The sequence below is a fragment of the Olleya sp. Hel_I_94 genome, assembly GCF_007827365.1.
GTDB lineage: Bacteria > Bacteroidota > Bacteroidia > Flavobacteriales > Flavobacteriaceae > Olleya.
In genome coordinates this window covers 1,801,396-1,813,340 of the sequence record NZ_VISI01000002.1, presented here as the reverse complement: position 1 = coordinate 1,813,340, position 11,945 = coordinate 1,801,396, and the positions used below count along the sequence as shown (strand labels likewise).

The window sequence follows — 11,945 nt, the reverse complement described above, 5'->3', positions numbered from 1 at the left end:
TTTAGTTTTGGTCCCACCAAACTGGGAAGTTAATATCGTTACCATTAGTTGCACTTGCTGCTTGATTATAGTTTATGGCATTTAAAGCTTCTTCTTCTGCAGGATAAGGCATTCTTACAGGTATTAATCCATTGTTTAAACTTGCAGATATTGCATTAAACTCAGGGAAACCTGTGCGTCTGTAGTCTACCCAACCTTCATAGCCATTTATAAGATTAGCAATCCATTTTTGGGTGATAATTTGTTGTAAAGGCGTTGTTCCAGGTGCATTATAAGCAGCATTGGTTGTTAGGTACGTTGCAGGTAAATCGGTTTGCCAATACTCATAAGCTTGTGCGACTCCTGTTTCATATAATTCTTGTGCATTGGCACTAATTAACCCTTTTAAGGCAGCTTCAGCTAATATAAAATGAACTTCCCACGAGGTTATAAAATTAGCATCTAAAACCGAAGTGTCTTCTCTAAATGCACTTCCAGCTAACGAATAATCTGCCAAAGCAATTGATGTTGATGAAGCATCAATACCATTAATCAATCCATTAAATTGATTGGAAGACGAGTTTTCAAAAGGTTTGAAAAACGTGCTTATTCTATCATCATTTAGGTCAATTAAAATATTTTCCATGGTTTCTGATAGAACAAAATTATTAAAATCTCCTATTCTTAATTGAGCCAATCTAAAGCTGTTTGGATCTGTGTTTGTAAAGTTGAAAATAGCATTTTCAGCTGTAGCTGAAATATAATTATCTTCATTATATATGGTTTGTAATTCAGTTGAAACATCCACTTGATCGGAAATACGAAGTAAATATTTCAATTTTAAACTATTTGCAAATTTTACCCAAGCGTCTAAATCTCCATTAAATAAAATATCTCCTTCCAACGGAATCGCTAAATCGTAATTGGTAATAGCTTCAATCCCTTTATCAAGGTTATCTAATATCCCGTCTTCATTTAAATAAATAGATTCTTGACTGTCATAACTTGGTGTAACGGTTCCCTCTATTCCATTAAAGGCTTCAAAATAGGGCACATCACCAAACAAATCTGTTAATCCTGCTGCCATATATGCTTTTAAAATTAAAGCAGGACCTTCATAGACTTTAAAGGTTGAGGTGGTTTTGGATTGTGTTAATATAATCTCGTTATCACGTAAATTGGTGTAAAATATTGGCCAAGGATTTCCACCTAATTGTGGCGATTTTAAGGCGTGTCTGTCAAATAAATTGAAATCTAAGGCAGTCCTGTGTTGCGATAATAAATCTCCAGCAACAAAACCTTCATAACTCATTTGTTCTCCAAAATCATAAATAACTTGACGCAGCAACAAACTAGGTTGTACTGTGTTTGGCGTATTAGGATTAGTATTTATGTCTTCAAAGTCTTTAGTGCAACTTGTCATTAAAAGAAGCGTAAAAAAGCTTAATATGTATAATGTGTTTTTCATGATGTGTCTATTAAAAATTTAAACTTGCTTTTAGTCCAAAACTGCGTGATGTGGCATAACTCATATCTTCTACACCACTAACAAAACCGTTACCTTGTACTGCTAATTGTTCTGGGTCAAAGTGTGGGTTTTCAGTAATAACAAATAGGTTTTTACCAATTAAAGACACTGCAATGTCTCCACCTTCTTTTAAGCCTAAAAAGCCTTCTTTTAATTTAAAATTGTAACCAATAGAAAATTGTCTCAATTTTAGGTAAGACGCATCGTAGATGTTATTTTGCTCTTGATTTCTGTCATAAAATTGTCTGTAATAGCTTTCTGCAGATATAGCTACAGTATTTGGTAAACCTGTATTAACATTAACTCCTTCTGCTACAATACCTTCGTCAGGTCTGTATTCTGTTTCGGCTAATTGTCCTCCAACATTACCTAATGCGCTAGTTCTTGATACAATTTCGCCACCTTGCCTCCAGTCAAATAAAAAGCTTGCAGTCCAATTTTTATAGCTAAAGTCATTGTTCCAACCTAATGTGAAATCTGGATTATAATTTCCAAGTTTCTGCAAAAAACTATTGCTGATGTAATTACCTTGGTCATCTAAAACAAATTCTCCAGTTGGGTTAACACTATAACCTGTACCATAAATATCTCCAATCTGTCCACCTTCTTCAACTTGAAACCAAACCGTTTGATTGGCACTATCATAAATTCGGCTGTAAGCCAAAGTTAAACGTCCATCTTCTTGAGGTAACTCTTCAATAGTTGCTTTGTTTTTAGCAAAATTGAAGGTTGTATTCCATTTAAAATTAGACGTCTTAATAGGAGTTAAGCCAGCAATAATTTCGATACCAGTCGATTTTACTTTTCCACCATTTACAACTTGTTGTTCATAACCGGATGAAATTGGTATTGGTAATGAAATTATTTGATCTTTAGTTATGGCATTATAATAGGTAAAGTCAAAACGAATACGATCTTTCAAGAAACGTAAATCTGCACCAAATTCGTAATTAGTGGTGCTTTCTGGTTTTAATTCTGAATTAGGAATAAAATCCTGATTACTAAAAGTAGGTTGACTATTAAAAGGTGTTTGTGATACAAAAGCTCCGGAAGTTTGATATGGATTAGTATCGTTACCAACTTGTGCCACACTGGCTCTTATTTTTGCAAAAGATACAGCTTCAGGAAGCTCTGTAACATTAGATAAAATAAAACTGGCTGAAGCCGAAGGATAGAAAAAAGAAGTGCCATCCATCGAAAAAGGTGTTGCTAAAGCACTCGACCAATCATTACGACCAGTAATGTCTAAAAACAGAAAATCTTTATAGCCCAGTTTTGCAATTCCATAAAAGGAATTAATACGTTTTTTAGATTCAAACTGAAACACTTCAATAGGTGATGCAGCATTATTTAAATTAAAAATTCCAGGTTGTGCCAAACTAACCGTTTGTGATTGCTTGGTTGATGCTGTTTGGTTTAATCGGTTTCCACCAATGGATGCATCTAATTTAAAATCGCCAAACGTATTATTGTAATTTAATAGAAAATCGGTATTAACTTCTCTGTAAAACACATCATGTTCTGCGTAAGCACCATTTTGAAAACGATTACTAGAATACGCACGTTTTAGTACTCTTTTTTCAGACGAATAATCCATTCCTGTTCTAACCTGAAGATTTAAATGGTCTGTAAATTTATGTGTAATAGCAACGTTTCCGAAGACACGATCACGATTAAAACTATTTGTGTTTTCGTATAAAATAAAATAAGGATTATCAAAAAACGTATAGTTAAAACTATATTGTTGTACACCTTCTAAACCTGGTTGCCAATAGTTTTTTAAACTATTAATATCAAGACTTCGTGGTCCCCAAGCTACCAAACTGTAATTTACATTTTCGCTACCATAACCGTTAGATGGTCTGTTATCACTTGAAGAATTGGTGTAAGATAATGAGGTTGAAATAGTCGTTTTTTCTGTGGGCTCAAAATTTAGTTTTGCAGCAAAAGTTTGTCGGTCTAAATTTACACCAGGAATAATAGATTCGCTTCTTAAATCTGTAAACGATAATCTATAATCACCAGTATCAAAACCACTAGAAATAGCAATATTATTAATGGTAGTAATTCCTGTTTGATAAAAATCTTTTAAGTTATCAGGATTGGACAGGAATAAGGTTGGTGTAATAGCGTCACCAGAATATAAAGCAGTATCTCCACCACGTACAATAGTTCCGTTTGCTAATGTCACCGGACTATTAAACTGCGGAAGGTAAATACCAGCATCCAATTGTGGTCCCCAAGAATAGGTAATGTTATCATTAATTCCGCCTCCAAGACCATCAACATATTCAAATTGTCCAGAATTACCTTGTCCGTAACTATTTTGAAATTTTGGTAATCTAAACGCATTGTCAACAAATAACGACGTGTTAATGCTAATCCCTAAACCTTTGGTTTTTTTACCATCTTTGGTTTTAATAACAATCACTCCGTTGGATGCACGCGTACCATATAAAGCAGCAGCACTCGGACCTTTTAATACAGAAACCTCTTGGATATCGTCTGCATTAACTTCCATAGCTCCATTTCCAAAATCTATTTCCTGAAAACCAGCAGCAGCTTCGTTAGTAAAATTAAAAACAGTATTGTTGTTAATTGGTACACCATCCACTACAAATAAAGGATTATTGTTAGAAAATGAGGCTTCACCACGAATCGTTATTTTTGAAGACGATCCAACACCTGTCGCACCTTGAGAGACTGTAACACCTGCAAGTTTACCAGCAAGATTATCAATAAAGTTAACCGTTTTGACTTCGGTTAAACCTTCACTTTTTAAAGATTGTACCACATATCCAAGTTCTTTTGTATCTCGTTCTAGACCCAAAGCAGTTATAACCACTTCGTCTAAATTAGAGGTGTCTTCTTCTAAAATAACATTAACAACCGATTGATTATTAATTGCAATTTGTTGTGTTTGGTAACCAATAAATGAGAATGTTAAGGTTTCCGTTTTCTCAGAAATTGTAATAGAATAATAACCGCTGTTATCGGATATTGTTCCGTTATTTTGGTCTGCTAAAATATTAACGTATGCTAAAGTTTGTCCATCTTGTGCACTTGTTACAGTACCAGTAATTGTAGTTTGTGCAACGCTAAATGTACAAACAAGAAGCAAAGCACATAAGTAAATGTGTTTCATTTAAATTAAATTAGTTTCAGTATAAAATTGGCTAAAAGCCACTAGTGGTTGGTGTAAACTAATTTAGGAGACCCTTTGTTAAAAGGTAATTGTTGTGGTAATAATAGGTATTGTAATGCTATGTGTTTAAGTATCGCTTTCGCGGAAATACAAAGCTGTAGTATTATAGTTTTTAGTGTTTTTGAAACCGTTTTATAACTATTTAAAATAGCTTTTAAGTCTTTAAACGAATCGATGTCGTCTAAGGTTTCAAGCGTACTAAAAGTGATTTTAGTCGAAGATAAGAATTGTAATGTAGTGCTTTTTAAAGCTGAAGTTTGCCAAGGTAAATTTTTAAACTGCTTAGCATTAAATAGGTTTTTGGTTAAACCCATTAAATAAAATCCGCCATCTTTTGATGGTCCAAAAACCAACTGATTGTTGTTTAGTTTTTGGTAAGCATCATTTATGTGCTTGGTTTTTAGATGTGGTGTGTCGTTTCCTATAGAAATAACATTAGTAAAACCTCTATCAAAAACCGATTGAATAGCATTTGTAAAACGATCACCAAAGTTTAAACCTTGTTGCTCTGTTTCGGTAAAATGAAAAAACGGTAATCCTGTTTTTTTAACTTTTTTAATAGTCTCGTTTGTAAGTGTTTCAAACAACCGACTATCAGCAAAAGATTTGCGTTTAGCATCCTCTTTAGCAGAATTAGAAAAAATTAAAATGGCAGTTTTAGTCTTCATTTATGGATTTCCGCGACAGCGAAAAAAGTTAGTTTTATATTAAGCAACAACACCTTGACAGCTACTTCCTGCTCCTGCAGTGCAACCATAACAATGTTGTGAAATTACAATGTTTCTACCTTCAAGTAATTCGGTTTTATAGTCTGATATGTGTTTAGATTTACTGTTTACAGGCAATTCTAGCATTTGGTTAAAATCGCAATCAAATAAATAACCATCCCAACTTACAGACAATGTATTAGTACACATGACGTTTGCTACTGCAGCAGGATTATAAGCTTCGACTAAAGAGTACATATAATCTTCGTAGTTTTCTGAAGCTATTAAAAAGTCCAAAAATCTAGCAATTGGTAGGTTTGTAATTGCAAATAAGTTATGAAACTGAATGCTAAAATCTTCCATCAAAGCTTTTTTGAAATCTTTTTCCATAGCCATTTGGTCGCCAGGTAAAAAGGCTCCTGAAGGATTGTAAACCAAGTCCAATTTTAAATCGCTTCCTGGCATACCATAACCAACAGCATTTAATTCTTGCAATGCTTTTATAGACATGTCAAACACACCTTCCCCACGTTGTTTGTCCGTTTTTCCTCTTGTCCAATGTGGCATTGAGCTTATAACATGAATATTATGCTTTTTGAAAAACTGTGGTAAATCGTAATACTTTTTGTTAGCACGAATAATGGTCAAATTAGAACGTACAATAAAATCTTTAATTCCAATTTTTGAAGCTTCTTCTACAAACCATCTAAAATTTGGGTTCATTTCTGGAGCACCTCCTGTAAGATCTAAAGTATGTGCACCTGTCGTTTTAATAACATCCAATATTTGTTGCATAGTCTCTTGGGTCATAATTTCCTTTCGGTCTGGACCTGCATCTACGTGACAATGCTCGCACACTTGATTACACATGTAACCAACGTTAATTTGAAGTATTTCTAGTTTTTTCGCTTTAAGCGGAAATTGACTAGTTTCAGAAATTTTATCTTTGAAAGTTGGTAATTCGCCATCAGCAAAAATTCCGCCAGATAATATCTCTAGTTGTTTATTGCTTTTTGCTAAATCGCTACCTAATTTTTTAAGGGATTTTGTTGCCATTAATCAATTTGTCTTGTTTGTAATTCTTACGTAAGTAATACCAAATTGGTTTTATTTTAACCGTCTAATTTGTTTACTTTATTCATCATTTGTACACCATGAACTAAAGTTGCACCACTTTTTATAGCTGCACCAACGTGTATGGCTTCCATCATTTGCTCCTTTGTGATACCACGTTGTAAGGTATCTTTGGTATAAGCATCAATGCAATATGGGCATTGCTCAGTATGTGCAACAGCTAATGCTATTAATGATTTTTCGCGAGCAGTTAAAGCGCCTTCTTCAAATACTTTTCCGTAATAGTCAAAAAACTTGTTTCCAAGTTCTTCATTCCATTCTGTTATTTTTCCGAATTTTCTTAGATCCGCTGGATCGTAATATGTTTTTGCCATCATGATTTTTTTTAAAGATATAAATCTAAAACCGTTTTGTCGTAAAGTTTTAGTAGTACTAACAAAAGTACTGTTATTTATGATAAATTAATAGATAGTAGGTTTTGGTAAGGTGTATTTTTTGGTTTGAATAACTTCGTTTTTAAGGACTGTTTTATTCAAAAAATAAAAGATATCGTCAAGATCTTCAGGATGTACATTAGCTGCATCATGAGTTCCATTTTTGACAAGATTTAAATAGTAGGAACTTTCTAAAGTGTCTAATTTTTCGGTAATAGTTTTGGCACCATGTAACATAATATAACCAGGTTTTGTTGGTTTACAGTGGTGGTGTGGAGCACTGCCAAAGGGTACAGCTTGATCCTCCGTACCGTGTGTAAGTGCTACTGGTATTGCATTGTCAATAGTCAAGTGGTCTATGTCCAGAAATGCACCAGAAAAACCAATTACTCCTGCAAATTTAATGTCTTGATACATGCTTAAATCTGAAATAAAAAAACGTCGCATAAATGCTGCATGTAGTGCTGTCTCTGCTCCAGAACTGCTTCCTGCTGCAATAATTTTTGTTGTATCTACTTGTAGCATCTTGCTATTTTGATAGATAAAATTAGTAGCATCTAAAAAGTCGATAACTGCCTGATTAAAGGTGAACATCTTGTCTTCTTTACTACAATTGCAACTAAAGCCAGTATCTGTTCCTTTTCTTAATAATCTATATGTTATCGATACTCCAATATACCCATTTTTATTGGCAGCATTAACGATATTCAACTCGTCAATACCATTACGTCCACCACTAGAAAATCCGCCACCATGCATCCAAATGACAACAGGTAAGCTATCTGTTGGTTTAATGTTTTCTGGCGTGTAAACATCTAATTTAAGTGTGTCTAATCCTTTTGTGGCGTAGGTGTAAGTTTTCATGTTTTGAGCTGGACTGGAAAAAAAGGTTAATACAATAACTAGTATGCATAGGTTTTTCATAACACGTATAATAATCTAAATTTTGCCAAATAACAGATTTTTATGTTAAATATTTTAATTTAGCAATAAATATATTTCTATGGATTATTTTGTGATTGCATCAATATTAGTACTTATTTCTGCCATTTTTGGGTATATAAATGTGCGGTTTTTAAAAATGCCTAATACCATTGGTTTAATGTTAATTACCATTGTGTTTACATTAGGGGTTTTTGCATTAAGTTATTTTGATGATACTTTACTAAACGCAGAGAAGTTTATAATTACACAAATAGATTTTAAAAGTGTTCTATTAGACGTAATGCTAAGTTTTTTGCTGTTTGCAGGTGCTTTACATACTAATTTTGAGCAGCTTAAAGTACAGCGTTGGCCTGTTTTTGCATTTGCGACCTTTGGTGTTTTGATTTCGACATTTTTAGTTGGTGGTGCTATGTTTTATGCATTGCCAATTATAGGCTTACATATAGATTTTATATACTGTTTATTGTTTGGTGCATTAATTTCGCCAACAGATCCAATTGCTGTTTTGGGTATATTAAAAAAGGCAGGTGTGCCTAAAAAATTAGAAACTAAAATTGTTGGAGAATCCCTTTTTAACGATGGTGTTGGTGTTGTTATATTTTTAACCATTTTTAAAATTGCCGATTTAGGTATTGAAAATGTTAGTGCTTTAGAAGTTGTGGAGCTGTTTGGTGTTGAGGTGCTTGGAGGGATTGCATTAGGTTTGATTTTGGGCTGGATTACGTATAGATTAATGAAGTCTATTGACGATTATGATATTGAAGTTATTATAACCCTAGCTGCTGTTATGGGAGGAACTGTTTTAGCACAAAAGCTGCATATATCAGCGCCTTTAGCAATGGTGACCGCTGGTTTGGTGGTTGGGAATGATACGGTTAGAGATAGTGCAATGTCGAAAACAACAGAAACCTATGTCGATAAGTTTTGGGAGTTATTGGATATTCTTTTAAATACCATTCTGTTTGTTTTAATAGGAATGGAAATGTTAGTGCTAACCTTTAAATTTGAGTATTTGACTGCTGGTTTATTAGCCATTCCTTTAGTGTTGGTTTGTAGATATATTTCGTTGTTAATACCAATAAAATTCTTTGAAAACAAGTTAGACTTTGTGCCAAAAACCAACCTAATTATGACTTGGGGAGGATTACGCGGTGGAATATCTATAGCGTTGGCTTTAGGTCTTACAGAAGTTATGGAGCGTGATTTAATTTTGGTAATTACTTATGTTGTGGTTGTCTTTTCTATATTAATACAAGGAATGACCGTTGGTAAATTGGTTAAAAAACTAGAAATTAAATAGCCTTTATGCAAAACTGGATTAGTCTATTATCTGATTTTAAGGCAAAACAACAACCTATTGCTTTTATTACTGTTTCCAAATGTCTAGGGTCAACACCTTGCGTTGTTGGTTCTAGAATGATAGTCACTAAAGACAAACAGATTTACGGAACCATAGGCGGAGGGAAGCTAGAGTTTAAAGCTATTGACGAAGCATTAATTGCTATTAATGACAACAGAATTATAGAATCTAGTTACACATTAGGACCGGAGTTTGAGCAGTGCTGTGGCGGGAAAGTCGAATTTATTATAGAACCTATGAATCAATCGCCAGAGTTATTTTTATTCGGAGCAGGACATATTGGAGTAGAAATCTGCAAACTTTTAGTAGACACGCCTTTTAAAGTTAATCTTATAGATTCTCGAGACGACTGGTTTTCTAATTTAGATTTAGACGCAAGTATTACAATACATCAAACTAACGAAACTGATTTCAAAACGTTTAAGGAGGTTGTAAAATGGGGTAGTAACAGCTACGTTTTAGTGTTAACACATAATCATGCAATTGACTTTGATGTTATAGCAATGGCGTTACAAAATCAAACTAAATTTTTGGGGTTGATTGGCAGTAAAACTAAAAAAGTCAGATTTAACAATATGCTTATTAAAGAGATGAATATTCCTGAAGGTATGACTAATGTCGTTTGCCCTATTGGTTTAGACATTGGAGGTGATACACCAAAAGAAATTGCTATAAGTGTTGTTGCACAATTACTACAAGTGCATTATAAAAGCTTAGCTAATTAATACTAAGATTTGATGATAATATTCCCTCTATGAGATTACGAAGTGTCTTGTAAGTAAAAGAATGGCTATTATTGCAGCAATTAAAGATGAAAAAAAACAAATCAATCATAGATAAATTAACTGCGCTTTGGGCTTTAAATGAGTCTGGTTTGGGTGGTTTTTTGCATGTGTTTAATTCGCCATTCACAGGTTTGATTGTTGGTGGTGTTTCAATATTGTTAATTAGCTTAATTGCTTTTTATGCTAAAAATAAATGGCAAGCTATTTTAAAAGCATTGGTTATTGTCTTGATTATTAAAATGGCAGTAAGTCCATATTCTCCATTCGGAGCTTATGTTGCAGTCAGTTTTCAAGCGCTTTTTGGTGCGTTTTTATTTTCTAACTTTTCTTGGAAAGGTGTTGTGATTTTGGTTTTAGGAATGGTGACTTTTTTAGAGTCCGCATTGCAAAAACTAATAGTGCTAACAGTGGTTTATGGTACTGGTCTTTGGGAAGCTATTAATATTTATGGCTCATGGGTTCAGAAAAAGTTAGACTTTGTCTCAGAAACGTCTACCACATCTTTTTTAGTGACGTTATATCTTCTGATATATGGAGTTTGTGGACTATTAGCCGGTTTATTTATTAAAAGTATTATTAAGATAATATCAAGAAAACCGGAGGTTGATTTTTATTTAGATACAATGCCAAAAGCATCGGAGAACACTAAACGAAAATTACCCTTTAAAACCAAAGTTGTTTGGGTGTGGCTAATTACGGTTGGCCTAATTGTTTTAGGGTTTTCAATATTTGGAGGTCCTCTTTTTGGGTGGCAAAAGGCTATTTATATCGTGTTTCGTAGTTTTCTTATTTTAATGCTTTGGTATCTAGTAATTGGTCCTTTTTTATTAAAAGTGGTTCAGAAATACTTAAGTAAAAAAGAATCTAAATATCAACAAGAAATAACAAACGCGATGGATTTGTTTCCTTATTTTAGGCAGATTATTTCTTATACTTGGAAACAAACGCAGCATTTAAAAGGTTTTAACCGATTTAAGTTTTTTATGGCGAATAGTATTTCTAACTGTATTCATTTTAAAACGCCTACGGAATGATTTATATCCTCACGGGAGCAATACGATCAGGGAAGACTACAGCGTTGTTAGATTGGTCTAATAACAAGAATGATGTTGATGGATTATTGTGTCCCGATGATATTAACGGTAAACGCTATTTTCTGAAATTAAAAAGTAAATCGACTTTTAAGCTTGAAGCTGAAGCTGAAACCGAAGCTATTGTTGCAATAGGGAATTTTAAATTTTTGCAATCGGCTTTTAATGAAGCTAATGACTATTTGATTCTAGAAGCTTCTAAAACAGAACGTCAATATTTAATTATTGATGAAATTGGAAAGTTAGAATTAAAAAATGAAGGCTTGCATGTCTCAAACAAAGCTTTGATTTCTCAGTTTAAATCTAAAGATAACACACATCTTATTTTGGTAGTCAGAGATTATTTGTTGGATGCTGTTTTGGAGCATTATGGGATAACTGAATGTTCTATTCTGACTACAGAAGATTTAGAACATTTAATCTAACTAAAAATAGTTTCGCCTAAAGCGTAATAAATCGCCATTATTGCCGAGTATATTGCGCTTCCTAAAAAACGCCATTTTAACTTAAATCTATTTTGAATCAAGTAATTTGCTAAAAACGAAATAGGAATATTTACCAAAAAGGACCAAAAGGCAATTTGGATAAGGTTAAATCCAATGGCATTAAATTGAGCCGAAAACAATTTGATAAACAATAAGTGTCTTGCAACCCAAAGTGGATTAAAGTATGCTATGGCTAAACCCGTTTTAGATAATACAGCGCGTGCACCTTTTAAATCTTTAGTTTTTTTTACTATCCAATCAAAATAGTTAGGGATTTCAAACGCGTAAAAAGTGGCGCCAACAAATGCCATTCCTAGTAATCTGTGCCATGAAAATTCGTCAACAATTAAAG

Annotated in this window: 11 protein-coding genes; 4 read left to right on the top strand and 7 right to left on the bottom strand. The window is 33.4% G+C overall.

The window, feature by feature from the left end; all coding sequences use genetic code 11:
• Position 1: 1 nt before the first annotated feature.
• The 6 genes from JM82_RS11320 to JM82_RS11295 all read right to left on the bottom strand — a co-directional run bounded on the left by JM82_RS11320 (position 2) and on the right by JM82_RS11295 (position 7,791).
• Positions 2 to 1,447: a SusD/RagB family nutrient-binding outer membrane lipoprotein gene (locus JM82_RS11320; protein ID WP_145003808.1), complete on the bottom strand. Its 1,446-nt coding sequence runs from the start codon at positions 1,445 to 1,447 to the stop codon at positions 2 to 4.
• Positions 1,448 to 1,457: 10 nt separating this feature from the next.
• Entirely contained in the window at positions 1,458 to 4,652 is a 3,195-nt protein-coding gene (locus tag JM82_RS11315) for a SusC/RagA family TonB-linked outer membrane protein (RefSeq protein ID WP_145003805.1), read from the bottom strand.
• A 41-nt stretch (positions 4,653 to 4,693) separates the two neighbouring features.
• Positions 4,694 to 5,380: a DUF2064 domain-containing protein gene (locus tag JM82_RS11310; RefSeq protein WP_145003802.1), complete on the bottom strand. Its 687-nt coding sequence runs from the start codon at positions 5,378 to 5,380 to the stop codon at positions 4,694 to 4,696.
• A gap of 39 nt (positions 5,381 to 5,419) precedes the next feature.
• Positions 5,420 to 6,475 carry an arsenosugar biosynthesis radical SAM (seleno)protein ArsS gene (gene arsS / locus JM82_RS11305; RefSeq protein ID WP_145003799.1) on the bottom strand — a complete coding sequence of 352 codons (1,056 nt, stop codon included), beginning with the start codon at positions 6,473 to 6,475 and terminating at the stop codon, positions 5,420 to 5,422.
• 56 nt (positions 6,476 to 6,531) lie between these two features.
• Entirely contained in the window at positions 6,532 to 6,867 is a 336-nt protein-coding gene (locus JM82_RS11300; RefSeq protein WP_090838001.1) for an arsenosugar biosynthesis-associated peroxidase-like protein, read from the bottom strand.
• A gap of 87 nt (positions 6,868 to 6,954) precedes the next feature.
• Complete coding sequence (locus JM82_RS11295; RefSeq protein ID WP_261375360.1) at positions 6,955 to 7,791, bottom strand: alpha/beta hydrolase; 837 nt, start codon at positions 7,789 to 7,791, stop codon at positions 6,955 to 6,957.
• A gap of 139 nt (positions 7,792 to 7,930) precedes the next feature.
• Between JM82_RS11295 and JM82_RS11290 the strand changes: the two genes are divergently transcribed.
• The 4 genes from JM82_RS11290 (at position 7,931) to JM82_RS11275 (ending at position 11,533) form a co-directional block, all read left to right on the top strand.
• Positions 7,931 to 9,172, top strand: a complete 1,242-nt coding sequence (locus JM82_RS11290) for a cation:proton antiporter (RefSeq protein ID WP_145003792.1) — start codon at positions 7,931 to 7,933, stop codon at positions 9,170 to 9,172.
• A 5-nt stretch (positions 9,173 to 9,177) separates the two neighbouring features.
• The gene (gene xdhC, locus JM82_RS11285) at positions 9,178 to 9,957 is read left to right on the top strand and encodes a xanthine dehydrogenase accessory protein XdhC (RefSeq protein ID WP_145003789.1); all 780 of its coding nucleotides are present in this window, start codon (positions 9,178 to 9,180) and stop codon (positions 9,955 to 9,957) included.
• Between the two features lie 86 nt (positions 9,958 to 10,043).
• Complete coding sequence (locus JM82_RS11280; RefSeq protein ID WP_145003786.1) at positions 10,044 to 11,051, top strand: hypothetical protein; 1,008 nt, start codon at positions 10,044 to 10,046, stop codon at positions 11,049 to 11,051.
• On the top strand, positions 11,048 to 11,533 hold the full coding sequence (locus JM82_RS11275) for a nucleoside-triphosphatase (RefSeq protein ID WP_145003782.1): 486 nt from the start codon (positions 11,048 to 11,050) through the stop codon (positions 11,531 to 11,533). Before JM82_RS11280 ends, JM82_RS11275 begins: the two co-directional genes overlap by 4 nt.
• Here JM82_RS11275 and JM82_RS11270 read toward each other — a convergent pair.
• Positions 11,530 to 11,904 (bottom strand): hypothetical protein, encoded by a 375-nt coding sequence (locus tag JM82_RS11270; protein WP_198520015.1) that lies wholly within the window; start codon positions 11,902 to 11,904, stop codon positions 11,530 to 11,532. The genes JM82_RS11275 and JM82_RS11270 overlap by 4 nt on opposite strands.
• Positions 11,905 to 11,945 lie beyond the last annotated feature (41 nt).